The sequence below is a fragment of the Micromonospora antibiotica genome, from assembly GCF_017599305.1.
In the GTDB taxonomy this organism is placed as follows: Bacteria; Actinomycetota; Actinomycetes; order Mycobacteriales; family Micromonosporaceae; genus Micromonospora; species Micromonospora antibiotica.
Genome location: NZ_JAGFWR010000024.1, coordinates 23,338 through 48,921 on the forward strand (window position 1 = coordinate 23,338; position 25,584 = coordinate 48,921).

A 25,584-nucleotide genomic window follows, 5' to 3' on the forward strand; every position below is an offset into this window, starting at 1 on the left:
TTCGATGGAGACACCCTAGCCACCGATGCCTCATCAGGCTGTTCCCGGGAACCAGCGCCTGGACTGCGCTACTTGGGCAAGTGGCGCATCGTGGTGCTTTCGCGAGATAGCTCTCTCGGCAGCGATGACCCAGCCAAGGGGATACTCTCCAGCATTATCTAGAATCGTCTCAAGCAGGGCTGTAGGAACATGGTCAATCATATCACCGCTCACACTTACGACCGCCTTATGTCCGTGCGCCTTGATGCCGTCAAGGAGCATCTTTGAGGGGCGCTCCAGCATGCGGCAAGTCAAGTCGCGAACACCTGGCCATCCGGCGTGATCGAACCGTCCCATATCTCCGAGCTGCTCGTCAGGAAGGCCAGCCAGCTGGCCACCGAGGTCCGGTTGATGATGTGCTACGAGCAGCGCTGTAAGTGTGTGGAGGGGTTCGGTCCTGTCCAGGAGGCCGCCGAGCGGCTCTAAAACGGCTATTTGGCTTCGATGAGCGTGGTCCGCTAGCACGTCTTGGTCGGCATCCGGGTCGTCCTCGTCGTCAGGTGTCGCCCCACGTAGGAGATAACCAGGGAGTTGTCGGGCGAGTCGTGATTGGCCAATACGGCTGGAGCTGTAGCTGAGAGCTCGCTGGAGGTCGGCTGGCAGGGTGCGAGCGGCGGCATCAATGTAGTCGATATTGTCGACTACAATGTTGGCGTTGCCGACGCAGATGATGGCGAGGCACCAAGTCGCCCGCGACAGTGGATCCGTGTGTGTATCGAACTGCCAGCTCCACCAATCAGGGTCGGATCGGCTAAATCGAGATTCTTGGAGCAGCTTTCCGTAGTCCGGGTTGAGGCCGAAGGGCTGGGCTCCCTTGGTGATCGTGCCGCCGGTGGTCCACTCCCTGTCCGAGACTGCGGCGCCGATCACGGCAACCTCGGCGGCGAGCCAGCAGGGACCGTAGAGAGCGGCAATTTCTCGTGCCGTGTCGCTCCAGATGGACGTTGTGCCAGTCTGGCCACGGCCGGTTCGCATTGCCTGGACGATTCGGGAGAAGCGGGGCTCTTGCTCCTGAAGACGCCGCTGGGCATCCCTGCGCGTACGGTCGACTTGCTGTCCTTCAGACGACAGCAACTTGTCCGAGGCTAACGGATTTCGTGCATCTTTAACCGCCTTGGCCAGGAAACGCCTAGGCGCGAGAACCCGAACCAAGTCACCTGCGGCACCGCTAACGGCGTCCAGCTGCACGTCGGAACACTGCCCGTCGAGTACGGCTCTGACCAGCTGCCGCTCGAGGACGGAACCGGGGGTGGCCTTTACGCCTGCGGCTAAGGCCAGTTCAGCGGCTTCCCCGGAGCCAATCTTGAGCCTTCCGACTTGACCAGCGTCCATCGTGGCTCCGCCCCGCAGCGGGACGCCGAGACGAAGCCAGGCCGTCTCCTGCTCGGTCCCTGCTGCCGCAGCCATGCGGGGGGTCCACCAATCGGCCGTGACGCCGCCGAGCCGCAGGGCCAGGTCTAGCTGCTCCCGACTCATGCTGTCTCCTGGGGCTGCCTCAATCTGTTGCATCAGCGCTGAGGTTAGGTGTTCCGCCCCGCGGTCATAGGCCAGTGGCCTGGCGGTCCGTGTGTGCAGCGGCGTACCCTGTCCTCGATCCAGTTCAAACAGAATCAGGCGAACGCTGAGGGCGTCGGCGAATAGTTTAGTAGCTCGCTTCAGCGCTCGTCTCTGACGGGCGAAAACGCCATCGGATAACAGCGTCCAAGCGGCGAGTCGGACCTGCATTGGATGCGAGTGACTCTCGAACTCCTCTTCCAGGACGTCAACCAAGCCGGATAGCTCATTGGGATCGGCGAAGCCGGCAAAGAAGCGGCATGCGTTTAGCCAGAAAGAACGTCGAGCAAGCTCCCCCAAGATCGTAGACTTGTCGAAAGCCCGTAGCTCGGCACCAGCGAATCCCCACAGATACGCTGCAGCGAAAAACTCCCGCATCGTCTGGACATCGAACTCAAATGTGCCTTGTACCTTACTGGTCAGCGCCCAGACGCGGTCGGTTACCGCAGTGAAGAGATCATCGACGAGGGCCGTATCCTTCTCGACATCGTCCAGATAGTTGAGGATAGCCTTCCGGACGGCCTTTGTTGGAACTCGGCCGGCCGCGGGGTCCGTCTCGGCATTTGCCTGCAGGTGCCAGCCGAGGAACGCCGTGACCTCTTCGAGATCCTCGCGGTGTTCGTGCACCGACGGGCTCTTTTCTGACTCGCGATCGAGGAAGGTTTCCATATAGGCTCTGAAGAGCTGGGTTCGCCCGTCAGGGACTGAATCACCCCGCTTTTGAATGAGATAGAGCAAGATCGTCAGCTGCATAGGGTTGTCAGCAAGCTGCTCAATATGCGGCTCGATCGATCGCTGGCGGAAGGTGCCCTCTAGGGCGCGACGTGGCGCACCGCGCAAACCGCGAGCGTCCGCCCATTTGCGGAGATACGCGGTACGGAGTTCGGGGCTAAGGGGAGTTAGCGCGATCGTCTCAAACTTGTCCGCGGATGGCTCCGCCAAACCTGAAGCATTTGGGCGAGTGGTCACAATCAACTGTGGCGCCGTTGTGCCTATGCCTAGGCGCGCCGCGAGCTCGTTGATATCCTTCACTACGCGAGCTCTGGTTTCCTGGTGGGCCACCTCGTCGAGCCCGTCTAGGACAATGAGCATTGGGAACCGCTGGATCACGTCGGTGACGAGGTCGACGGAGACCTCTAGACCTGGACCCCGTGAGGTCAACAGATGTGCGATGAACTTCTCGAGCGAAGGCCACAGACGTCGTGCGCGGACCGACGGTGCGTCGTCTTCGGCAAAGGGATCCTCCCCGGCGCGCCATCGGGCGTAGTCGCGCAGATCCACTCGCATGGGCAGCCTGGGCGTGTCCACGGCAAAATCCGGGCGCGGGCCGGCGAAGTGTTGGCCCCCCGGGAGGAAGGCTGCGCGGTGAATCTGACAGAGGTACTGCGCAAGCGTCGACTTGCCCTGCCCGGGTTCGCCTCGCACTAGCGTCAGTGGGTGGGCGCTGTTAAGGAGATGCTGAGCGGCCCCCCCGAGCCTCGTCTCTTCCTTCAACTCATGGCGCGGATTCCGGGGATCGACTGGCATGGACCGATATGGTGGCCTGTGCGACGTGGCACCTCTCAGGGGATGGGAAGTCCTTTCGAGTGGCCTGGCGATGCGGATGGCCTCCACATCGACGAAAAGGTCTAGCAAGTTGTAAGTATCTAGTTCGACTTGTCGGAATTTGACTTTCGCATCTTCCTCCCACTGCGTCGCGATCACTTGAAGCAGCAGTGTGCGAAGCGCCTGCTGTTTGGTGGCGGCCTCGTCGGCTTCGATTAGATATCGGACTGCATCCTGGCCAGCGAGCATCTCGGGGTAAGACCAGATTAGCTCTCGGGGGGCACTGTCGACGCGTGCGTCCAAGTCTGCACGCCACCAGCAGGTCATTGGAATGCCGAACTGCTCCGAGTATGTCGCCAATTTCTCGTCGAGTTTGTCCATGCTGCCCGTGCCTGGCGCGCTGGTTCCCTCGATGCACGTTACTAGTATGTAGGATTGAGCGCCCTCGGACACGAGGCGTTCAATGTTTTCTTTCTCCTCGTTGACGGTCGCGGTGAGCCAGGTGACAGGATTCTTGGTTGAGGCCTTTGCCCACTTGACTTGATATATCGTGAAGGGTTTTCCATTCCTCTTCAGGACCGCATCTCGCCCCCCATCTCTCTGGCCAACGGGAAAGCAGGTAACGTTAGGATCCTGAAATGCAAGCAAGGCGCTGATCAATTGCTGGAAGCGTTTTTCTGGGAGCCGCTCGTACAGGTACCGCTCCGAACTTCCGCTCAGACGAATCGGCATAGGCGACGACAACTCCTGTGTTACCGGGATGCAAGATCAACGGACGAAGGGGCCATGGTGAGGTTACGCCGTCAGGTCGTCCTGTGGTGCACCGCCAAGCCCCGCGAGCGTCGCCGCGGGGAGCAGTGTGGGTGTGGCGGTGGAGCGGCTCGGGTTCTGGGATCACCCCCGTCGTGCGCGGGGAGCAGTAGGCGTCGCACCCACGGGCCGCCGGCCTCCAGGGATTACCCCCGCATGCGCGGGGAGCAGACGAACGCACGCGTCGTCATGCGCTACCTCGGGGGACCACCCCCGCATGTGCGGCGAGCAGTGGAAGCAGGCTCTGGGGCGGGCCGTCAAGACGGGATTACCCCCGCATGCGCGGGGAGCAGCCGGACGCCCGGGACCGGCTGGCCCGGCACCTGGGATCACCCCCGCGTGCGCGGGGAGCGGTAGCGGACGGGGGTGCCGACCGGGTGGGCGTCGGGATCACCCCCGCATGCGCGGGGAGCAGCTTGGCCCGATGATGCTGACACGATCGCCCGGCGGATCACCCCCGCATCCGCGGGGAGCAGGGGGCATCCTCCTTGAATGCCACCGTGGCCGCGGGATCACCCCCGCATCCGCGGGGAGCAGCCAGCGGATCGCCGACCGGCCTTTCATGGCCAGGGATCACCCCCGCATCCGCGGGGAGCAGGGGCCCTCTAACTCCGGCGGGCTGTGGAACAGGGGATCACCCCCGCATCCGCGGGGAGCAGACTTCTTGACCTGGGACGCTAAAGATCAACTACGCTGTTTTCATTCACTTTGGCTGACAGCCCGTTCTGCTTCTGCTGGTGGAGGCCGCAGCCGGATGCCACAGAGCATGGTAGCCAACGCATACCCCGGCGGTGGCGTCGTGAGCCACCGCTTCTCTCATAGAACTTGATCATGGTCTGTTGGTCGAAGAGATGGAACTGCGTGATCTGGTGCCGAGGAGTTCGAGGGCGGTGGTGGCCTGGCGATGGATCGCGTCAAGCGTCTCGGTGCTGGGGTTGTCGGTGGTGAGGGTGGTTTGGTGGAGCAGGGTTTCCGCTGCCCAGATTCGGTGCCAGGCGAGTGCCCAGGTTTCGGCGGGTAGGCCGGCGCGGTTGCGGAGGGCGTGGGGGTGGCCGCCGGCGTGGATGTAGTGGTTGAGGAGGCGGCGTAGTCGGGGTGGGTTGGGTGGGTTGCGGGTGCCGTGCCAGGTGGCGAGGTCGAGGATGCCGGGGCCGTTGAAGGCGTTGGCGACGTCGAGGAGGTGCCATCTGTGGTGGGTGGTGTGCAGCGAGGTGGGGTGTAGTTCGGAGTGGCAGATGCCGAACGGTGGGATTTCAGCGTCTGCTGTTCGCTGTGCGGTGGCGTGGTCGAGGGCCTGGAACAGCGGGGCGAGGTGGTGTTCGCCGGTGAGTCGGCCGGTGTCGGTGAGGCGTTCTACGTACGCCAGGCTTCGTGCTGGTAGGGCGCGTAGGGCGGTGTCGTCGAGGGTCGTGAGTCTTGGGGCGGGATCGAGGGCATGCAGCCTGGCGGCGGCGATGGCGGCGTCGTTCTCGCTGGCGTTGCGGGTGGCCGGTCCGAGGTCCTCGATGAGCATGCCGAGGGTGTCGTCGATGGTGACGGAGTTGTGGACCTGCGGCACGGGGATGCTGTGGGTGGCCAGGTGTCGCAGTGTGTGGTCTTCGTTGGTGAACGGGCTGGTGGCGTACTTGAAGACGATGGTGGTGTCGTCGGTCAGGTGGAGGCGTTCGACGCCGCTGAGCTGCCAGATCCGTATCGGTTCGCGGCGGACGACCTCAATGTCGGCGGCATGGGTCAGGGCGGCCAGGAGTGCGCTCGTGACCTGTTCGGTGATCACGGGCCGGACTCCTGGAGCCGGGCCCGGGCGGTAGCCGCGTCTTGCTGAAGCAGAGCCAGGACGTGTCCGAGCTGGCTGCTCATGCTGGTAGGCACCCGACCGGTTGCGGCCTGGTGAAAGTCCTGGAAGTGCGGCAGGAGTCTGAGGAGGTCGGGTCGGGCGGTGAAGAAGGCGTCCGGGTTGCCGCTGGAGTGGGCGCGTCGTCGTAGCGAGTCGAGGGCGACGATCTTGTCAGCGGTGGAGGCGAGCAGGACGGGCCGGTCGTCGGTGACGATCGGTGGGTCGGGCTGGTCGAGGGCGTGGTGTTCGACCTGTAACGCTCGGATGATTCGTGGCACCTCTGGCCCGTATGCAGCGGTGAGGATGGTGTCGAGGTCCACGTCGGGCGGGGCGAATTCCGGGGCGTCGTGCAGGAGCGTGGCGGCGGTCAGCTCCGGGGATGCGTCGGGTAGGTGTCGGGTGAGGGTGACCGCGACCCGGACGGCGTGGACGAGGGCCGGTCGTTCGTCGATGGTCTGTCCGGCGCACCAGGTGCGGGCGTCGGTGAGGGCGTGGCGGACGAGTGGGTGCCGTGGCGCGGCGAGAGTGGTCACTGTCGGTGCCCTTCCTGGTCATAGCATGGGTGGGTGGATGGTCCGCTGCCCGAGTGGTGTGAGCGCACCTGTGTGGTGTGTCCGGCGCAGGAGTTGGGTCCGGGCCGGTTCGACGTGGTCGACCGGCCGGGCCCTGATTTCGCGTACGACCGGGCAGTGGGTTGGCGGGTCGACCCGGACGGGCATCCGGTGTGTGTGCACCCGTACCGCGTCGGTATGCCGCCGGGCCGGTACGCCTCGGCCGGTGTGCCGTTGCCGGAGCCGAACGTGGCGGTCCCGACGCCGACCCCGGCGGCGCTGGAGTTGCCGACCGAGGTGGATGACCTGGAGGGGTGGTTGGTCGCCACGCTGCGGGTCGCGGCACCCGAGCAGCTGTTCGCCGCGGTCGCGCGGGCGGAACGGCAGGCCGGCGAACGGTTCGCACCCGGCGCGGTCGTGCAGACCCTACGCCGGGTGCTCTCCGTCGAACTCGCCAACCGGTAGACGGGGGTCAGACCGCCGCGGGGGTGGGCTGGGTGTCGAAGGTGATGGTGTGGCTTCGCTCTCCCCGGCCGAACCCGGCGGGTCCGTAGTGGGCGTCGAGGATGCCCAGCCGGCGGCTGACCTCGGCCGCGTCGAGCCAGTACCGCAGCGGTTGCTCACCCCATCCGGCCGCCGCGTAGTAGTCGTCGGTCACGCATCCTCGGGTGTAGCCGAAGTCCTCCAGCTCGGTGGCGTGGGGGAACACCACCTGGAGGTCGGCCTGCATCCGGCTCATCAGGGTGAACTGCGCGAGCACGGCGTGGACCATCTCGTCCACCGGCGCCGCAACCAGCAGCTCCGCCTTCTCCTCGTCACCTCCGGTCAGCTCGTACACCGCCGCTTTCAGCGCGAGGACCCGCAGCGCCTCCACCAGCAGCGGCCCCGCGTCCCGCTCCAGCGACCACTCGCTCACCGTCGGGTAGCCGGTGAACGTGGCCCAGCAGGACGAGTACCGCATCGAGGAACCGTTGAGCCGCTCCCAGCCGGGGTGCTCCCGCATCGCGTCCAGGATCTGCGCCGCCCGTCGCCCGACCGCCTCCGGAGCCGGCATCCGCGTCGTCGTCACCGTCATGGCCTGTCCCTTCCCGTACGTTGGGGGTGAAGGGCGCGGGGGCCGAGCACTGCTTTGCGTCGACCACCGCACCCGTTACCAACGACGGTATGGGCGCTGGCGGGCGTCGATGGAGAGTGTGTTGTCGGGCGTAGACGCGCCACGTTCACACCCCGTGTGAACGCGGCGAAACACTTCGATCGTCGCCCGGTTGGCCATAGGCTGGCGGGGTGGCCGAGGCGAACATCCTGCTCGATGCCCTCCTCGAACGCGCCGGGCTGTCCCACGCCGGCCTGGCCAAGCAACTCAACACCTTCGACGGTCGACTGCGCTACGACCACGCATCCGTCGCCCGGTGGATCCGGGACCATGCGATCCCCCGGGACCCGGTGCCGGTGCCGGTGATGATCTGCCGCATCGTCGGCGGCCGGCTCGGTATCCCCCTGACCCTGGCCGACATCGGCATGACCAGGAACGGCGACTATGCCGATCCGCCCGGCCTCCCGCAGGTGGTGGACCGGGCTGCCGCGCTGTGGCGCAGCGACCAGAAGGGTCACACACGAAGGTCGACCGTCAACGGGTCGCAGGCGATAGCACCGGTATGGGAGTGGGAGAACCCACCCGAAGACGAAGACGTGTCGCACCTCGGGCACCGGCGGATCGACCCCACCGACATCGCCGGACTACGAAACGCGCGAGCCCGCTACCAGGAGATGTACCGGCGGGTCGGCGGAGTACCGGTCAAGGCCCGCGTCGTGGCAACCCTCACCGCCCAGGCCACACCCTTGCTGCGCGCGTCCTACGACAACGCCCGGGGGCGCGAGCTGTACCGGGCCGTGGGCGGACTCGCTGCCCTGGCCGGCGTCTGCGCCTACGACGCCGACCAACAACCCCTGGCACAACGACACCTGCTGACCGCGCTGCGGCTGGCTAAAGCCTCCGGTGACCGGGCGTTCGGCGCCTACGTCGTGGCACTGATGGCCAACCAGGCGCTCTACCTGGACGAACATCGGCTCGTCGTGCAGTACGCCCAAGCAGCCCTCCGCGCTGCCGGCACCACCATCTCCCCGGCCCTGACCGCAGACCTGCACGCCCTCGCCGGCAAGGCGTACGCACGCATGGGCGACGCGACCGGCAGCCACCCGCACCTCCGGCACGCCGAGACCCTCGCCGGCCGCATCCCCCACGCAGGAAGCCCAGTCGAGGTGTCGTACGTGCAACCAGGCCTGGTTGAAACCCAGATCGCTGAGGCCCTCCGCAGGCTCGGCGATCTCACCGCCGCGCAGACCTACGCCGAGGAATCCGTACGGACCAGCACCATCACCCACCTACGTGGCCAGGCCCACCGGTACGCGGGACTGTCACTCATCCTGACCGCGCGAGGCGACCTCGACCGCAGCGCGCACACCGCCGCCCACATGCTCGACCGGGTCACCGGCATGGAATCCGGACGCCTGCACGACCGGGTAACCCAGGTCATCACCGCCCTACGCCCCCACGCCGCCCACCCCGCCGTAGCCGACCTCCTCGACCGTGCACACCCGCACCTACCACCGATGGGAACCTGATGCGCTGGACAGTTCACTCCGAACGCGACCTCTACCGCGACCAGTGGGTCCACGTCGCCAGCGCCGACGTCGAGCTACCCGACGGCCGGCACCTCGACCACCGGATCATCCGCACCGCAGCACCCGGAGCCGGCCTCGCCGTCGTCACCGACAACAAGGTGCTCCTCATCTGGCGGCACCGGTTCATCACCGACACCTGGGGCTGGGAAATCCCCCACGGCAGCATCCGCCCCGGCGAAGACCCCGCCGACGCGGCCGCCCGGGAAGCCGAGGAGGAGACCGGCTGGCGACCCGAGCGACCGATCCGCCCACTCGTCTACAGCCAACCCTCGCCCGGCCTCATGACCAGCGAACACCACATCTTCACCGCTAACGCCGCCACCCACGTTGGCCCACCCAAGGACAGCTTCGAGAGCGACAAGGTGGAATGGGTGCCACTTGCCGACATCCCAGAGCTCATCAACAAACGGCAGATCGTCGCGGGAACGACCCTCGTCGCACTGCTCTACCTGCTCGTTGGCCACCCCGCCACGGGCTGACGCCGGCAACTCTGTGCGCGCAGGCAAAGGGGGGCGGCTTCAGCCGGGCCACCTCCGTGCATGCGGGCGGGGGAAGCACTCCGGTGCTGGCCGCCACATTCCCACGAAATTTCCCCGCATGTGCGAGGAGCAGCGGAAGCCGAGTCGGGTCGAGACGTCGCCCGTGGGATCACCCCCGCATGCGCGGGGAGCAGACCACCCGGTACCCGGTCACGATCTCCCGGCCTGGATCACCCCCCGCATGTGCGGGGAGCAGGTGCCGGGTAGGGCCGAAGAGCTGGCTCAGCTGGGACCACCCCCGCATGCGCGGGGAGCAGATGACCTTCAGCACCGCCGCCCGGTGCGCCGCCGGATCACCCCCGCATGCGCGGGGAGCAGCGTGCTCTGCGGTAGGGGCGGCCGACGCGGTGCGGATCACCCCCGCATGCGCGGGGAGCAGAGGAAGTCCATCGTCTCCCGCACGGCGCCGGCGGGATCACCCCCGCATGCGCGGGGAGCAGGGAACCGGCGGCGGGCCCCCTCCTGGTCCGCCGGGATCACCCCGCATGCGCGGGGAGCAGCCCGCGCCGACCGGCCGGGAGATCCCTCGGTCGGGATCACCCCCGCATGCGCGGGGAGCAGGCGATGTGCTCGTCGTACGCCTTGTTCGCCGCGGGATCACCCCCGCATGCGCGGGGAGCAGCTGGCCGTCGGGGCGTCGTGGTACGGCGGCATGGGATCACCCCCGCATGCGCGGGGAGCAGACTTCTTGACCTGGGGCGCTAAAGATCAACTACGCTGTTTTTCTTCACTTTGACTGGCGGCCTATTCATGTGGTCGGTCCTTGTTCCGCTGGTTGAGGCTCGCGGCTCATGCACAGGGGATGGTAGCCAACGCGAAGTCGGCGGTGGCGGTGGCTATCGTGGACATACCGGGCAGAGTCCGTAGGGGCGTACGCGTTGTGACTTGGCTTTGCGGCTCTTCACGGGCATGCCATCCCACCGTCACCTACATCGAAGATGATGGTTGCATCTGCTGTTGATGGTGACCTGGAGGCATGGCATGTCAGGACTGACCACGAAGACGTCCGGGCTGGCCCGACCCCGGGTGCGCGCCGTGACGCTGGCACTCGCCATGCTCGTCGGCGCAGCCCTCTCGGTGGGCATTGCGGGGACGGCGGCGGCGACGCCGCCGGGGATCCCGTCGAAGGCGACGGCGCAGTCGCAGCTCAATGCCCTCACCGTCGCCGCCGAGGGTTCCACCAGTGGCTACTCCCGGGATCTGTTCCCGCACTGGATCACCGTCAGCGGCAGCTGCGACACCCGTGAACAGGTCCTCAAGCGTGACGGCACCTCGGTCGTGGTCAACTCTTCGTGCCAGGCCACGTCGGGGCGGTGGTACAGCCCGTACGACGGGGCGACCTGGACCGCCGCGTCGGACGTCGACATCGACCACGTGGTCCCTTTGGTGGAGGCGTGGCGTTCCGGGGCGAGTTCCTGGACGACCAGCCGCCGGCAGAGCTTCGCCAACGACCTGTCCGGCCCGCAACTGATCGCGGTGACCGACAACGTCAACCAGTCCAAGAGCGACCAGGACCCGTCGACGTGGCAGCCACCGCTGTCGTCGTACCGGTGCACCTACAGCAAGATGTGGATCACAGTGAAGTACACCTGGGGCCTACGTCTGCAGTCATCGGAGAAGTCCGCCCTACAGAGCATGCTCAACACCTGCTCCTGAGACTGACAGTTGGATCGGCCGACCAAAGCTCGCCGAGCGTCAGCTGGCACCGGCCTGCCAGCGGGCACATGGGCCGGCGGCCAGTGGACTCTGCAAATCTCCGGGAAGTCGTCCGGCCCGGTGATGCTCACCCTGCGCGGGCCCGCATAGATGCCTCTGGTCGCGTCCAGGTGGAGCGGCGTGTGGGGACTGCTTCCTTGGATTCGACGTCGAGGTCGAGGATGTCCAGTTCTGCAGAGTCGCCGAGTTTGAGCAGGGTCAAGATCCGGGTGATCAGGAATCGGCGAACCGCCCGTCGTCGGGGCGTGCCGTCGTGTGCGCGGAGGTGCTCACGCATTTTCTGCCAGGCGTCCGACTCGCTGCTGGGAGTGGCGACGCGGGCCGTGGCGAAGAACCGTCGGCAGCGCTGTCGGGGCTGGGTCTCGACGGCGGCGATCTCTGTGACGATGTGCTGCAAGAGCCGCATCTGCCTCTCGACCTCGGCGCGCTGCCGGGCAAGATCGTCGACCTCGTGTCGGGCGGCGTCGATGATCACCTTGACGTCGGCACGGGCTTGGCGGAGCAGTGCGCTGGCCTGACGTCGGGCACTGCTGATGATCTCGTCGGTGGTTTCGACGCCGGCGGCGTGTTCGACTGCGGGGCAACAGTCGGCGGTCAGCGGCGACAGGGGAGCGGGGTCGCCGTCGTCGTGGGGGCGGTAGCCGGCCTTCGCGGCGACTTGGTACCACCGGCGGGCCCGGGCCAGGTCGTCGTCGGGTCTCGGGGTGGTGTCGATGCTGGTGTTGGCGGTGAGCACGGAGCGATATTCGAGCAGCATCGCCAGGCGTACGGCGGCGTCGGCGACATCGCGGACCGCGGCGATGTGGAGCCAGTGCTCGGCGAGGTCTCGTTGCCCATGGATTTGGTAGTGCACACCGAGCAGGTAGGCGGCATGGCCGAGTTCGACGTCGGCGATGGTGTCGTCCATCTGTCGGCGCTGCTTCGGGTTGGCCGCCCGGCGTGCGTGCAGGTGCAGGACCCGCCGGGCCTCGACCGAGGTGTTGCGGGTCGACCGGGGACCCAGGCAGGTGTCTACGGCATGTTTTAGTTCGTCGGCAATGCTCACGTGAGGTTCCCTCCGTCGAGGTCGGGTCTCGCGCCGGCCATTCGTCCAGCCAGCCGCTCGTACAGGGTGCGCAGTCCTCGGGCTTTGTGGGTCTTGAGGGCCGACACGCTGATACCGAGGATTTCCGCGGCGGTGGACTGGTCGAGGTCACAGACTTCAGTCAGCACCACGGCTTCCCGTTGTCGGGTCGGCAGCCGACGCAATGCGGCGAGCAGGTCCAGTTTCTGATCCAGGTCACGGCCAGGATCAGCGGTGTGTTCCTCGGTGTCGTGGTGTTGTTCCAGTGAGTCCATCTGCACCGGTACGGCATTGCGCCGGGCGAGCTGCTGGCGTGCCAACCGGTACATCAGGATCTCGGGCCGCGAGTAGCGGCCCCAGTATCACCGGCGAGTTCGTAGTGTCCGTGTCGGAGGTTCTGAGCGAAGGCATGCCGGCGATGATCGTCTGGGCGGTGCGGTCGGAACATAGTCCGCGCCGCCGCTCGTCGAGCCCGTGACGAGTGATTGGCAGGCTCGCGGCGGACCGCATTGCCGACGGATGGACCGCCGAGCGCTGGCTGTGGCGCTGGTTCGACATCCGCGCGAAGCTCCGGCCCACCACCCGCTTCCGCTTCACCTGCGACGGATGAGCCGTGGGAGTTCTTCGGCCTGTTTCTGGATGAGTTAGGGCCAAGCATCGATACTGGGAGTGTGAGTCCTAGTGGTGATCATGTGTGGGTGCTCCGGCTAAGGGTGATCATGATGGCCGTAGCGGTCGGGGTCGGTGCGGCCGGGATCGTCGTGGTGTTGGCAGGGCAGGGGTTGGACCGGGCGGAGAAGTGGGTGTCTGTGGTCGTGGGATCCGGGTCGGTAGTCCTTTCCGCAGCGGGGCTTGTGCTGGGCTGGCTTACCTGGCGTCAGAGCCAGACCGGGGCCGCGCTGCAGCCGGTAAACGCCAGCGGTTCCGGGGCGGTGGCGATCGGCGGCGACAGTCGTGGCGAGATAGAGGTCAATGTGTTGGATGTATCAGATGTTCCCCCAGTTTATCCGCCAGTTCCGTATGGGGTGTGCGCTAGTGGTGCCGGGTCGGTGGCGATCGGCGGCGACAGCACCGCACCGATCCGTACCTCTGTTTCCGGCAGGGGCGATACCGCATGATCTTCGGCCGCCGAAAGCCCGACCAGCCCAGGCCGGTAAACGCCTCCGCTCCGGCCTCCATTGCCATCGGCGGCGACGCGCGCGGTCCAGTCAACGCGACGGTTCATCTCCATCAGCCACGGCAAGTGACCTGGCCGCATCAGGTCGGTGTAGTACCACCGCTGGCTCACTGTCGGCAGGAACGCGCTGCTGACCAGGCTCTCGATGCTGCGGTAGCCGGGGGCGGTGTGGTGCTGTGTCAGGTGACGGCTGGGCTCGGTGGGGTCGGCAAGACCCAACTCGCCGCAGCTCTGACGCACCGGCTGTGGAACCGCAGGGAGCTGGATCTGCTGGTTTGGGTGTCGGCGACTTCCCGTTCGGCGGTGGTCACCGCTTTTGCTCAGGCCTCCCTGGACGTCACTGGCGTCGAGGACACCGACGCGGACCAGGCTTCCGGACGGTTCCTGGCCTGGCTCGCTACCACGACCCGACGTTGGCTGGTCGTCTTCGACGATGTGACCGACCCCAACGACCTGCAACGCCTGTGGCCGCCGGCGACTGGGACAGGGCGGACGGTGGTCACCACCCGCAGCACGGACAACGCCCTGACCGCCGGCAGGCAACGCATCAACGTAAGCGTGTTCACCTCGGCCGAGTCGCTCGCCTACCTGACTGCGAAACTCGGTGGTGATCGGGACCGGCTAGACCAGGCCTCCGATCTGGCTGAGGATCTCGGGCATCTTCCTCTGGCATTGTCTCAAGCTGCCGCCTACATTCTCGACCGCGCGAACATGACATGCGCCAGCTACCGCCGCCGGTTGGCTGACCGGCGGCGGCAGTTGGCGGCCCTGGCTCCCCGGGTGCTACCGGACGACTACCCGTATCCGGTCGCCGTGACCTGGTCGTTGTCCATCGACCGCGCCGACACGTTTCTCCCTGCGGGCTTGGCCCGGCCGGTACTGGAACTAGCCGCCCTGCTCGACCCAAACGGCATGCCCTTGACGGTGTTCACCACCCCTACCGTCCTGTTGTACCTAGGCACCCGCACCGGCAGGCATGTCGAAGACGACGATGTCACCGATGCACTGGACAACCTCGCCCGACTCAGTCTCGTCATCATCGACCCTGCCAGCGGCACTGTCGCGGTGCACGGCCTCCTGCAACGCGTGGTCCGGGAGGCCACTTTCACCGACCACGCCCTCTGGCTGGCGCTTACCGCCGCCGACGCACTGAACCACATCTGGCCACAGATCGAACGCGGCCAAGAACACGCCCAGGCTCTCCGCGCCAACACCGCCGTCCTGCGCTCCCATGCCGAACCACTGCTATGGGATCGCACCCTCGGAAACCACCAGGTCCTGTTCACCGCCGGCAACAGTCTCGGCGCAACCGGCCAGGTCACCGCAGCCATCGACCATTTCCACACCCTGCACACCACCGCTATCGAGCACGTCGGTCCCGACCACCCGTTGATCCTTAGTCTGCGCGACAGACTCGCCCACTGGCGTGGCGAGGCCGGGGACTACGCCGGCGCCGCTGACGCCTATGAAGAACTCCTCGTGGACGCCGTGCGAATCCTCGGCCCCGACCACCCTCAGACGCTGAGCATCCGCGGCAACCTCGCCATCTGGCGCCGCGAGGCCGGGGACGGAGCCCACACTGCCGCTGTCCTGGAGGAACTCCTCGCGGATTCGCTGGCGACCGTCGGCCTCGATGACCAAGCCCGCCTAGCCATCCGCAGCAACCTCGCCGCCGCACAGGGGGACGCCGGCGATCCGGCCGGTGCCGCCACCGCGTTCAAGGAACTCCTCGAGGACATGCAGCGGATCCTCGGCCCCGAGCACCCCCATACTCTCGGCACCCGCAACAACCTCGCCCACTGGCGCGGCGAGGCCGGGGACGTAATCGGTGCCGCCACCGCATTGAAGGACGCCCTCGGGGACATGCAGCGGATCCTCGGCCCCGAGCACCCCCTCACCCTGCAAACCCGCAACAACCTCGCCCTGCGGCGCGGCGAGGCCGGGGACGTAATCGGTGCCGCCACCGCATTGAAGGACGCCCTCGGGGACATTGAGCGGATCCTTGGCCCCGAGCACCCCGTTACTCTGCAAACCCGCAGCAACCTCGCCCACTGGCGCGATGAGGCCGGGGACATCCTGGCTACCCGTAGCAAAATTGCCCGCCGGCGCGGCGAGGCCGGCGATCCGGCCGGTGCCGCTGCCGCCTACGAAGAGCTCCTCGCGGACGCAGTGCGGATCCTCGGCCCCGACCACCGGAACACCTTGGGCACCCGCAACAATCTCGCCGTTTGGCGCGGCCTAGCCGGCGATCCGGCCGGTGCCGCTGCCGCCTGCGAGGAACTCCTCGTGGACTGTCTGCGGATCCTCGGTTCCGACCACCCGATCACTGCGGCCACCCGAATCACTCTCGCCCATTGGCGGGGCGAGAGTAGGCGTCGTTCACGCTGATGCTCCTCGACGTCCGGGGCACAGCAGCGGTTTAACCTCTCGTACCGAGATATGAAGGAATTGCTGGTCGAACGAAGTGTGGGGTCGATCATGTAATGGGTTACCAGTGTTTTTGTTTCACTGTCGGCGGTCACGGAAGATCCTGGCTCCTCGCCCTCCGCCGTGAGATAGGGGGTCGCTCCCGGTGCCGTCATCTACGCCAGGGCCCAGGCGGGCCGCGTCGGGTGAGGTGGCGGTCCTGAAGCGCGATGCGGTGACGGGCGCGTGGAGTGGTGCGTAGCGTCGTCATCATGAGGGTGCTGCTGCGCGGTGGGCCCGGTGACGGGCAGGTGGTGTCCGGCGGTGGGGAAACCGTCGCCTGGCGGGCCTGCCTGTACGAGCTGACGACCGAGCGTTCCTGCCGGCAGGGAGTGGACCTGCGGGTGTACCGGCACCGCGCCGACTGCTGCGAGGTTCACGGCCGTGGCGCTGAGGATCGTTGCGAATGATCGGTTCTCCTGCTCAAAGGTTCAGCACGATTGGACGTGTTTACGACTCCGGTCGTGAACGAGGTGGTTGGGTGGTGGAACGGCGTCTGGGGGCACCTGGCGCGTCGCGACGTCTGGCTGGTTCGCCAGACCCGCTGGAAGGTGGTCGCCCGGGTCGGCGGCGACAGCGACGCCGGCCGAGTCCTCCGCGGGGAGTTCGACTCTCGGTCTCAGGCTCAGGCGATGGTTGACCGTCTCCTCCGGGCACCCTCGCCCGGATGATGGCGCGAGCACTCGTCTCGTGATTGATGTTGGCTGCTTCTCGGTTTGTGTGCGGAGTGCCGTCCTCCGTGTCCAGCCTGCTGCCGGGTGGGGCTGCTGTGTAGTCGGCATAGCGGCTACTCGTCGAGGCGAGGGAAGTGCCGTGGGTTGCTGTGTTGGCACATTCAGTCACTGGATGATCTCCAGTGGGTCATCGCTGCTGCGCGTGCACCTCTGTCATTCTTCTTGCGCCGCGTTCGCCTACGTTCGGTCATGGTGATGCGTCGCAGTGCGCACTGGAAGGCCAAAACGACACTTTATGGTTGATAGCCGACTATGCGCGGCAATAAGTTCAGTGTGATGTCGATACGTCGGGGAGGTGTCGCCATGCGCAAGGGCATCGAGTGGAACTGAATGATCGTTCTGGGCTGCTACTGTGGTCGATCTCTTCGGAAGGGCTGGAGCCGATGACAGCGGGGGCCTGATCAATGCCAATCCAGCGTGACAAATGGGCGCTGGGCCTGTTGACCTCCGTGATCTTCGCTGCGGCGCTGGCATGCCTGGTGTGGGCCGTGGTCCATGTCGGGCAGCCGGCGCCTCTCCATCCCCTGTATCCGTTGATGGGCGTGGCGCTCATGGCGCTGGGCGCGGTGCTTCCGGCCCCGCTGCCCTCGCGCATGCCGGTGCGGATCACGCTGACACCCACCGCCTGCCTGGTCTGCGCCTCCGCGTTGCCAGTGCCCTGGTTGATCCTCTGCACGGCGGTCGGAGTCACCCTGGCGCGGCTCGTGACGCGCTATCCACGTTCCTCGGGCCTGCACAAGGCCGTCCACAACACGAGCATGGACGTCGTCACCTCAGCGGTGGCGGGGCTGGTGATGTTCGCCTTCGGTCTCCGGCCCGTCCTGACCGAGCCCGACCTGGACGGTCCGGGTCTGCTCCGCCAGTTGGTCGCCTTCCTCCTGGCCGCCGTGACGGTGCTGGTTCTGGAGGAGTTGACGACCGCTGCAGCGGTGACCCTGGAGACGAGGCGACCGTTCAGCGTCGTAGCGCGGTACCTGTGGCGGATCCGCCTGATCGTCGCTGTCGGGGAGATCGTCACTGCCGGAATCGTCGCGGTCATCGCCGTGATCGACAGGCGGGCGCTGATCGCACTGCCCGTGGTGATGCTCATCCTGTACTTCACAGTGACCCACCGGTTGCGGATTCGGGAGGAACGGCGTGCCTGGGAGCACCTGGCGGCGCTGAGCGACGCCCTGTCCGCCCGCGACCTGGATGTAGTCCTGCGTACCGCTGCCGCCGGCGCGGTCGACCTGTTCAGCGCCCGCGCGGCGGACATCGAGATCGATGGTGGAAGGCGGCTGGTGCGCGCAGTTGGCGCCGTCGGTGATACCCGGGTCGTCTACGACGGTCCGGCCGACGGTGTCGGCGATGCTGCCGGCTCGCGGAGCGTGGTGCGGCACGAGATCGGGGGAGACGCGGCCGGGCTGCAAGGCGCCATGCGGCTACACCTGGCCGGGAGGAGCGACGTCCTGTCGGTGCGGGAGCAGGCCACCTTGCGGGCCTTTGCGGCGACGCTGTCGACGAGCGTCGACAACGCCCGCGCGTACGACCTGCTGGCGCAGGAGGCGCGGCGGCATCAGCTGGCGGCCACCCAGGACCCCGAGACCGGCCTGCGCAATCGACCCGCGCTGCTCTCGCACATCGTCGAGACGAACGACGACACGGTGTGTCACGTGGTCGCCATCCGCCTGGAGAACTACCACCTCGTAGCCGACTCCATCGGCCGGGACCGCGCCCTGCTACTGATCAACGAGCTCGCCGCGCGGCTCTGCTATGCCGCAAGGGACCGGGCCTCGGTGGTCGGACGCGTCGGCGACGCCGAATTCACCCTCGTCCTGCGGGGAGTCCCGAAGGAAGCCGCCTATCAGCGAGCGTGCTGGGCGGTGGCGGCGTTACGCCGGCCGGTCACCGTCAACGGACAGGCTCTGGGCGTGCGGGCGAGCGCAGGAATGACCTCCGGCAGCGCCGACGACGTCGCGAATCTGCTCGCTGCTGCGGAGCGGGTGATGTGGCAGGCCATCCGGGGCGGTCACGACCGTCTGGTCTCCTACCAACCCGCCCCCGTGCACAGCAGCTCGCTCGTCGACGAGCTGGTGGAAGCGCGGATGTCGATCTCGGTCGAGCCGATCGTGGACCTGACCACCGGCCAGATCATAATGGTGCAGTCCGTCCCGCGCGTGCTCTACTCCCGGCATGACGTGCTGGTCGCCGACGAGCATGTCTATCAGCTCGTGGCCGACCAGGGTGGCCTGGAGGCTCTCGCCCACAAGATCATTTTTCGATCATTGACGGCTGCGGCAACCTGGCGAGAGGTGCTTCCCCGGGCCGGGCTGATCGTGCCGGTGCCCGGCCGCGCCATCACACCCGACTTCGTCGCGGCGCTGCAGGACCTGCTGCTTACGCACGGGGTGACAGGCTCGTCGTTGGTGCTGGGGATTGCGGAACCCACCGGCCTGCCCAGCCGGGGAACCACGGACGTGCTCCAGCGGCACGGCGTACGCCTGCTGCTGGACAACTACGGCAGCATCCAGGGCAGCATCGAATCGCTCAACGCCGCCAACTGGAGCTTCCTGCGTCTGCATCCGGCGTACGCGCTGGACGCGGGATGGCGACCGGCGCGATCGGTCATCCGCGCGGCGATCGACCTCGCCATCGACCTGGAGCTGTCGGTCATCGCCCCGGGCATCACCGTCGAGGACGAGCGACGGGAGTTGGCAGCCCTCGGCTGCCCGCTGGGTAGCGGCCCGCTGTTCGGCGGAGAGATGTTCCCCAGCCAGGTCCGTGGCCACGCCACGCTGTGGCAGCCGGACGTGCTGCCCATCCGGGCGCCGATCCCGCGGCTACACCGGGCCGGCACGACTGCCGGCCCGCCCCGCTGACGACACGGTGGGCGGGCCAACGGCAAGCCCTGCTGGCGGGACGGGCTACCCGGCGTCGCCCACGACGGTGACGGGGACCCAGCGGGCGACCTCGGCGCGGACGAGGGGCGAGTCGTGCAGGGCCCGGGAGATCCGGGCGAGGCGGCGGGTCTCTGCGCGCACGTCCGGCAGATCGGGGGACTGGGCTGAGTGTTGCGTCTCCTCCTCGGCGTGAAACAGGTTGGCCTGGCGGCGGCGTAGGGCGACGGCGACAGCGGCGGCCTCAGCGACGGCGGCCACGGAACCAGGATCGAGCCGATAGCGTACGGCCCGCCGCTCCGCGCTGGCGTACACCGGCTCGCTGTACCAGGGGCGTAACCGCCGCAGCGCATCGTGGACCTCGACGACCCGGCGGTGCCGGTGCCGGCGGCCACCGACCTCCACCGGCACCTGACCTCCGGCGTTGATGCTGACGATCTTCGCGTCGGGCATTCCCTCCCGCAGGGTCAGCCACAGCTGGTTGACGTGCCAGTCGGCGCTGCGATCCCTCCACCACATGTCCGACCGCCTGGTCGCCCTCGCCTCGGGTGCACCGCGGCTGGCGGAGGCGGCGGCACGGTTCATCTGCTCGTACAGCAGGTCGGCGGCGAGCTCGGCCTCCGCCTCGATCGCGGCATCGACCTCGACGTCCTGGTGCAGCACGTCGCCGCTGTGATCGAGCACCAGGTGCGCGACCTCGTGCAGCACCGCCTGCGTACGCGCCAGTGTCGGTAGGGCGGCGTCGACGATGATGAAGTCGGCCCACTCGGCCTGGACGAGCAGGCTGGGCGGCATCTCTGCCTCGAGCTGCAACTCGCGGATCTCCAGGGGAGTGCCTCGACGTTGGCCGATCGCCTCGCACCAGGCGTCCACGGTGTACGGAGCGGGCGGCGGCGGCACACCGAGCTTGCGGAGCCGTCGCGCGAGACGAAGCCGAGCCCAGGGCATCCCCACCTCCGCGACACTACGGTCAGTGCCCGACTAAAGATCAGAGTGTAGCGTCCGAATGGTCGGCCGTGGATGCCCGAAATCTTGGGGACCTCGCCGGAACGCCTGATCGACTAGGCTGCCTCTCTTCAATGGACGCCACCGATGGCTGGCAGTGCATCCACCGGGACGGGGTGAGCAATGGTCGACCAGAAGCACGATGGGGACGGCGCAGGCGGAGGGCGAGCTACCGTCGCCCGGATCTATGACTACCTCCTCGGCGGCAAGCAGAACTTCCCCGCCGACCGCGAGGCCGCCCGGCAGCTCCTCCAGGTCGTGCCGGACGCCGCCAACGTGGCCCTGTCAAACCGCCTGTTCCTGCGTCGGGTGGTCCGAGTGCTCGCTGAAGCGGGCATCACGCAGTTCCTCGACCTGGGCTCCGGCATCCCCACCCAGGGCAACGTCCACGAGATCGCGCAGGCCATCAATCCCGCCACCCGAGTGCTCTACGTCGACATCGACCCCGTGGCGGTCGTCGCCTCCAACGAGATTCTCATGGGCAGCCCGGGGTGCCGGGCCATCGAGGGGGACTTCACCCGTCCCACACAGATCGTCGGCGCGCTCGATGACAGCGACCTCGCCACGGTGATCGATCTCGACCAGCCCACCGCCCTGCTGTACTGCTCCGTCCTGCAGCAGGTCCCCGACGAGCAGATCGACGCCGTCATCGCCCCCATCCGCGACCGACTCGCCCCCGGTAGCGCGATGGTCATCTCGCACCTGAGCACGACGGTCACCGAGGCCTACGGCGCGACCGGTGTCGCGAAGGCCAAGAACGTCTACCGCACCCAAGCCGCCACCGAGATCATCCCTCGCACCAGCGACCAGCTCGCCGCCCTGTTCGGTGACCTCACACTGCTGCCGCCGGGCCTGGTTTCGCTCACCCATTGGCGCGCGGAACTCAGCGAACCCGACCCTTACGCCATCGCCGGGACCAGCTCCCCGATGCTCGGCGGCGTGGCCACCCGCTGACGGCGGTCGCAGACCCGAGCACCCGGCCTCCGGTGTTCGTGCCGGCGAGCCAGCTTCACCGCCCGTCCCTACGGGCTGAGGATCTCCCGATCCCGGACTGGAGCAGCAGCCTCCTGCGCTTCTTCAGGCTGGCGCCTACCTCGGGCCTGCTGATGATTCCCTGGCTGCCGGGTCTGCAGCGGATTGCGGTACGACGTGGCTGGTAGCTCCTGCTGAGGAACAACGGAGGCCACCGGGGCAGCCGCAGGGTGACGGCGTGCGCGGTTCGTCGTGTTCTGCGGGTCGTACTCATGGATGCCTGGCAAAACCCTGATGCCGGCCTCACGGGCGATCCTGCCGGCGCTGCGACGTAACTGGCTGGTGGCGCTGAGAAGCTGAACGCCCCGGGGACTGCCGATGGTGGCCCTGATCCATCGTGACCGCCCGACGGCCGCGCTGGCCTCGGCGAGTCGGTGGGATGTGGGCTCGAGGAGATCACCGCGGTGCAGGGCGGCCCTCGCGGCGCGATGCACCAGGGTGACGAGATCCGGCAACCGTCCGGCAAGTGCGACGCCGATGCCTCGCCAACCGTCGGCATCGGCGCTGACACGGAGTTGATCGGGGTCACGCCACCCGCCGTCGGGTCGGAGTTGCTCGCGGAGCCAGAGTTCGGCGGCAGCGAGCACGGCCGGCCCCACTCCCGGTACGGAGGTGGTGAGGCTCTGCAAATCGGTTGCTGCTCGCGAGGCGATCCGCCACCCCGCGGCGAGAGAATCGATCGCGCCGGCTGGCACATCCCGGCCAGCAGTTTGGGTGAGCAGGTACCCGGTCTCATAGGTCAACGCCAGGCTGCTGCGGGTGAGCACCCTCAGGTCGGCGGCGGTGAGGTCGCGTGGGTGTTGCACGAGCCAGGTGCGCGTGACATCCAGGGCGATGACGCAATCGACGGGTGAACTGATAGTGGTCCAGCGGCCGGCACTGTCAGTGAGCAGCGGCGGCTCAAGATCACGCAGAGGGCTCTGCGCGAGCGGCCCGGCACTGACGGCACGCACAGCGGGATAGAGAACGGCGCGAGCGGTGCGCGCGTCCTCGATCGTCGTCCGGACGACGGACTGCTGGCTGCCTTGGCCATATCCGACTGCCAGCCACCGGGCGAGCGGACGATCAACCTCGCCGGCCGCGCGGGCGAGCCGGGCGAGTTGCATGAGGTTCTGGGACCTGTCGACTCCGGCGAGGATCGCGTAACCCTGCGAAGACCGGGGACGTCCGCTTGACGGGTCGAACTGGCTGTCCACGATCTCACCGGCAGCGCGGAGCGCATCGGCGGCCCGTCGTAACGCCACGGCGACGGGGTGGTGGGACGGTGGCGGCAGCGGAAGATCAGACGTGGTCTTCTCGGTGGCGCGTCCGAGCAGCCGATCCCCCTCCTGATCGCTTCCACCGCCGAGCCGCGCCACCTGCCGCTGAAGTGCCCGGTAAATGTGCGTGCGCGCTACTGCCGCTGCGGCATGGTCGGTGATCCTGCCCGCCTCGGGCTGGCGGAGCGCGAGGTGCGCGGCGGCGAGCGCGGTAGCCGCCCGGGTGAGGTGGTGACCGTAGGTCACGGCAGTTCCCGCAGGGCACGGTCCAGATGCTGTGTGACGGCAGCCCAGGCCAGTTGCCGCCACGGCGGCCCGCCGGGACGATCGGCGGCGGTGGCATAGAGGGCGGAAAGGCTCGTGAGAAGCGCTCGGAGTGGTTCGCGGACGGCAGCTTCGGCAACCCCTGCCAGATCCGGTGGGTCGGTGTCAGGGAGCGGTTCGTCAGGAAGGCCCTCGGCGAGGCGGTCGATGCCTTCGGCGATGCTCAGGCTGGCGAAGGTCCACCGGTCCTGATTGGTCGTCGCGTCGTCGGCGGCGGCATCCGCCGTACGACAGGCGAGACGCAGAGCCGCACGGGCTTCGACGCCGTCCGGATCCGGTCCCAGCGAGAGGACCCGATGAGCGGCACGGAGAACGTCTTCGGTCATGGTGGTTACCCTGCCTCGTCTTCAGCGGGCGGATCGGTCAACGGGTAGCAGCTGTGGACGTCGATCCCCTGTCCACAGGCGGCGGTTGTCGAGGCTGGTGCGCGTGGTAGGGCAGCGGTTGGCACGCTCGGTCGTCTCAACCTCGCTGCCTCCAGAAGTCGCGCAGCGGCTCCCACGAGGAGCCCAGACCGTCGGACCAGTAGGCCAGGAAAATCCCGGCGACAGGCTGGACGGGATCGCTGTACCAGATGGCAGCGACGACCTGACCCGCCCGCTGACCACTCGGAACCACGTAGGCGTACTCCACGTAGTGCGTACCAGCGGAGGCGCCCGAGGTTTCCCCGTCGGGGGACGAGCCGGCGCCGGGCGTCAACCGCCATGCCTCGGCAGACTGCTTCCGGTAGTGAGCCAATGCGTGCTCGCGGTCGGCGATGCTGCGGTACGAGATCCAGTAGGTGGTGATGATGCCGGCTGCGCAGCGGGTGCGGCTCGCCTCGCCCGCCCCGGGTCGCGGCCCGCCGACACCGGTGACGGCGGTGCAGTCGCCGACTCGGCTCAACCAGGGCCCGGCGAACTCGCTGGCCGCCTGATCCCGGAACCGGGACCGGTTGGCGGCAGCCTGGCGCTGCCCGAACGCCCCGCCGGCCTTGGTGGTGTGTTCTGCACTCGAAGAGATCGGAGCGGGTGCCGTCCGATGGGGCACTGAATCGCCCGGCCACGCGACTCTGACAAGCGCAGCACCAGCTACGAGCGCGACAACCGCCGCCAGCGTAAGGCCGAGGTAGGCCAAGCGAGGCCGTAGCCTCGACCTCCCCGCAACTCGCCCAGCGCTGGACGAGGGGGTCTGCTGCACCGATAGGTGACAGTTTCAGTCACGCGGCCTGACTGGCCGGTGGGGTCATGATGGTCTCGTACTCGATAGGGGTCAACCGGGACAGGGATCGTTGGCGTCGGCGGCGGTGGTAGGTCCGTTCGATCCAGGTCACGATCGCGGTCCTGAGCTGCTGCCGGGTCGTCCAGGTTCGGCGGTCGAGGACGTTGTTCTGCAGCAGGCCGAAGAACGATTCCATGGCGGCGTTGTCGCCGGCGGCGCCGACTCTGCCCATCGACCCGGTCACGTCGTGCTGGTTTAGGGCGTGGACGAATTTTCGGCTGCGGAATTGCGACCCGCGGTCGGTGTGCAGCACGCAGCCGGCCACGTCACCACGGCGGGCTGCGGCGTTGTGCAACGCGGTGACGGCCAGGCGGGACTTCATCCGTGAGTCGATGGAGTAGCCGACGATCCGGTTCGACCACACGTCCTTGATCGCGCACAGGTAGAGCTTGCCCTCACCGGCGCGGTGCTCGGTGATGTCGGCCAGCCACAACCGGTTCGGGCCGTCGGCGGTGAAGTCTCGCTTGACGAGGTCGTCGTGAACCGGTGGACCGGCCTTGCCGCCCTTGCCGGGCTTCCTGCGCTTGCTGAAGGCGCTCCACCAGCCGTTGTCCGAGCAGATCTTCCATCCGGTGCGCTCTGCCATCGACTCTCCGGCGGCGCGGGCCTCATCGATCAGGAACCGGTAGCCGAACTCCGGGTCATCGCGGTGGGCGTCGACCAGGGCATTCGCGCGGTAAGCAGCGACGAGTTCGGCGTCGCGGACAGGCCGGGCGAGCCACCGGTAGTAGGGCTGACGAGCGATGTTCAGTACCCGGCACGTCACCGCGACGGGGATGCCGTCGGCGGCCAGCTCGCTCACGAGCGGGTAGAGCCTTTTCCCGGCAGATGCGCCTGCGACAAGTACGCCGCGGCCCGCCGCAGGACCTCGTTCTCCTGCTCCAACAACCGGATCCGCTTGCGGGCCTCGCGCAGCTCGGCTGACTCGCCACCGGTCGTGCCGGGCTTCGCGCCAGCATCAACGTCGGCTTGGCGCAGCCACTTGAACAACGTCATCGGGTGGACCCCGAAGTCCTTCGCGATCTGCTCGACCGTCACACCTGGCTCGCGGTCGCGGGCCACCCGCACGACGTCATCACGGAACTCTCGGGGGTAAGGCTTGGGCACAGCGACATCCT

At 67.4% G+C, this 25,584-nt stretch carries 21 protein-coding genes and 1 CRISPR repeat array; of the genes, 10 read left to right on the forward strand and 11 right to left on the reverse strand.

Annotation, left to right across the window (positions count from 1 at the left end; translation table 11 throughout):
- Window positions 1–33: 33 nt before the first annotated feature.
- From JQN83_RS26885 to JQN83_RS26895, 3 genes are all read right to left on the reverse strand, one after another.
- On the reverse strand, window positions 34–3,870 hold the full coding sequence (locus JQN83_RS26885; RefSeq protein WP_208569949.1) for an NACHT domain-containing protein: 3,837 nt from the start codon (window positions 3,868–3,870) through the stop codon (window positions 34–36).
- A 907-nt stretch (window positions 3,871–4,777) separates the two neighbouring features.
- Window positions 4,778–5,722, reverse strand: coding sequence for a protein kinase family protein (locus JQN83_RS26890; protein WP_208569950.1), 945 nt, complete (start codon window positions 5,720–5,722; stop codon window positions 4,778–4,780).
- Window positions 5,719–6,315: a metal-dependent phosphohydrolase gene (locus JQN83_RS26895; RefSeq protein ID WP_208569951.1), complete on the reverse strand. Its 597-nt coding sequence runs from the start codon at window positions 6,313–6,315 to the stop codon at window positions 5,719–5,721. The genes JQN83_RS26890 and JQN83_RS26895 overlap by 4 nt, the downstream gene beginning before the upstream one ends.
- Window positions 6,316–6,348: 33 nt before the next feature.
- On the opposite strand from JQN83_RS26895, the gene JQN83_RS26900 reads away from it, so the two are divergent.
- Entirely contained in the window at window positions 6,349–6,798 is a 450-nt protein-coding gene (locus JQN83_RS26900; RefSeq protein ID WP_208569952.1) for a hypothetical protein, read from the forward strand.
- A gap of 7 nt (window positions 6,799–6,805) precedes the next feature.
- Here JQN83_RS26900 and JQN83_RS26905 read toward each other — a convergent pair whose 3' ends face one another.
- Complete coding sequence (locus tag JQN83_RS26905; RefSeq protein ID WP_244253304.1) at window positions 6,806–7,408, reverse strand: hypothetical protein; 603 nt, start codon at window positions 7,406–7,408, stop codon at window positions 6,806–6,808.
- 209 nt (window positions 7,409–7,617) lie between these two features.
- Between JQN83_RS26905 and JQN83_RS26910 the strand changes: the two genes are divergently transcribed.
- The 3 genes from JQN83_RS26910 (at window position 7,618) to JQN83_RS26920 (ending at window position 11,210) form a co-directional block, all read left to right on the forward strand.
- Window positions 7,618–8,955 carry an NsdA family TPR-like regulatory protein gene (locus JQN83_RS26910; protein ID WP_208569953.1) on the forward strand — a complete coding sequence of 446 codons (1,338 nt, stop codon included), beginning with the start codon at window positions 7,618–7,620 and terminating at the stop codon, window positions 8,953–8,955.
- Window positions 8,955–9,494: an NUDIX hydrolase gene (locus tag JQN83_RS26915; RefSeq protein ID WP_208569954.1), complete on the forward strand. Its 540-nt coding sequence runs from the start codon at window positions 8,955–8,957 to the stop codon at window positions 9,492–9,494. Before JQN83_RS26910 ends, JQN83_RS26915 begins: the two co-directional genes overlap by 1 nt.
- 289 nt (window positions 9,495–9,783) lie before the next feature.
- A CRISPR array of direct repeats spans window positions 9,784–10,237; the repeat unit is 28 nt; unit sequence GGATCACCCCCGCATGCGCGGGGAGCAG.
- A gap of 298 nt (window positions 10,238–10,535) precedes the next feature.
- On the forward strand, window positions 10,536–11,210 hold the full coding sequence (locus tag JQN83_RS26920; protein WP_208569955.1) for an HNH endonuclease family protein: 675 nt from the start codon (window positions 10,536–10,538) through the stop codon (window positions 11,208–11,210).
- A 127-nt stretch (window positions 11,211–11,337) separates the two neighbouring features.
- On the opposite strand, the gene JQN83_RS26925 is transcribed toward JQN83_RS26920, so the two are convergent.
- Complete coding sequence (locus JQN83_RS26925; RefSeq protein ID WP_208569956.1) at window positions 11,338–12,315, reverse strand: hypothetical protein; 978 nt, start codon at window positions 12,313–12,315, stop codon at window positions 11,338–11,340.
- Window positions 12,312–12,662, reverse strand: a complete 351-nt coding sequence (locus tag JQN83_RS26930) for an RNA polymerase sigma factor (RefSeq protein WP_208569957.1) — start codon at window positions 12,660–12,662, stop codon at window positions 12,312–12,314. The genes JQN83_RS26925 and JQN83_RS26930 overlap by 4 nt, the downstream gene beginning before the upstream one ends.
- 152 nt (window positions 12,663–12,814) lie before the next feature.
- On the opposite strand from JQN83_RS26930, the gene JQN83_RS33920 reads away from it, so the two are divergent.
- The 5 genes from JQN83_RS33920 (at window position 12,815) to JQN83_RS26950 (ending at window position 19,568) form a co-directional block, all read left to right on the forward strand.
- Entirely contained in the window at window positions 12,815–12,943 is a 129-nt protein-coding gene (locus JQN83_RS33920; RefSeq protein ID WP_279632884.1) for a hypothetical protein, read from the forward strand.
- 112 nt (window positions 12,944–13,055) lie between these two features.
- Window positions 13,056–13,451 carry a hypothetical protein gene (locus JQN83_RS26935; RefSeq protein ID WP_208569958.1) on the forward strand — a complete coding sequence of 132 codons (396 nt, stop codon included), beginning with the start codon at window positions 13,056–13,058 and terminating at the stop codon, window positions 13,449–13,451.
- Window positions 13,448–15,898 carry a tetratricopeptide repeat protein gene (locus tag JQN83_RS26940; RefSeq protein ID WP_208569959.1) on the forward strand — a complete coding sequence of 817 codons (2,451 nt, stop codon included), beginning with the start codon at window positions 13,448–13,450 and terminating at the stop codon, window positions 15,896–15,898. The genes JQN83_RS26935 and JQN83_RS26940 overlap by 4 nt, the downstream gene beginning before the upstream one ends.
- Before the next feature lie 290 nt (window positions 15,899–16,188).
- Window positions 16,189–16,386, forward strand: a complete 198-nt coding sequence (locus JQN83_RS26945) for a hypothetical protein (protein WP_208569960.1) — start codon at window positions 16,189–16,191, stop codon at window positions 16,384–16,386.
- 728 nt (window positions 16,387–17,114) lie between these two features.
- Window positions 17,115–19,568, forward strand: coding sequence for an EAL domain-containing protein (locus tag JQN83_RS26950; protein ID WP_208569961.1), 2,454 nt, complete (start codon window positions 17,115–17,117; stop codon window positions 19,566–19,568).
- Window positions 19,569–19,613: 45 nt separating this feature from the next.
- On the opposite strand, the gene JQN83_RS26955 is transcribed toward JQN83_RS26950, so the two are convergent.
- The gene (locus JQN83_RS26955; protein ID WP_208569962.1) at window positions 19,614–20,534 is read right to left on the reverse strand and encodes a DUF6545 domain-containing protein; all 921 of its coding nucleotides are present in this window, start codon (window positions 20,532–20,534) and stop codon (window positions 19,614–19,616) included.
- Window positions 20,535–20,714: 180 nt separating this feature from the next.
- Here JQN83_RS26955 and JQN83_RS26960 point away from each other — a divergent pair, with 180 nt between their 5' ends.
- The gene (locus JQN83_RS26960) at window positions 20,715–21,545 is read left to right on the forward strand and encodes an SAM-dependent methyltransferase (protein ID WP_208569963.1); all 831 of its coding nucleotides are present in this window, start codon (window positions 20,715–20,717) and stop codon (window positions 21,543–21,545) included.
- Window positions 21,546–21,613: 68 nt separating this feature from the next.
- Here JQN83_RS26960 and JQN83_RS26965 read toward each other — a convergent pair whose 3' ends face one another.
- The 4 genes from JQN83_RS26965 to JQN83_RS26980 form a co-directional block, all read right to left on the reverse strand.
- Window positions 21,614–23,128, reverse strand: a complete 1,515-nt coding sequence (locus JQN83_RS26965; RefSeq protein ID WP_208569964.1) for a hypothetical protein — start codon at window positions 23,126–23,128, stop codon at window positions 21,614–21,616.
- Window positions 23,125–23,532 (reverse strand): hypothetical protein, encoded by a 408-nt coding sequence (locus tag JQN83_RS26970; RefSeq protein WP_208569965.1) that lies wholly within the window; start codon window positions 23,530–23,532, stop codon window positions 23,125–23,127. The genes JQN83_RS26965 and JQN83_RS26970 overlap by 4 nt, the downstream gene beginning before the upstream one ends.
- Before the next feature lie 136 nt (window positions 23,533–23,668).
- Complete coding sequence (locus JQN83_RS26975; RefSeq protein ID WP_244253305.1) at window positions 23,669–24,235, reverse strand: hypothetical protein; 567 nt, start codon at window positions 24,233–24,235, stop codon at window positions 23,669–23,671.
- Window positions 24,236–24,404: 169 nt separating this feature from the next.
- A protein-coding gene (locus JQN83_RS26980) for an IS3 family transposase (protein ID WP_208569994.1) occupies window positions 24,405–25,573 on the reverse strand; the annotation gives its coding sequence in 2 pieces (ribosomal slippage) (window positions 24,405–25,286 and window positions 25,289–25,573; 1,167 coding nt in all).
- Window positions 25,574–25,584 lie beyond the last annotated feature (11 nt).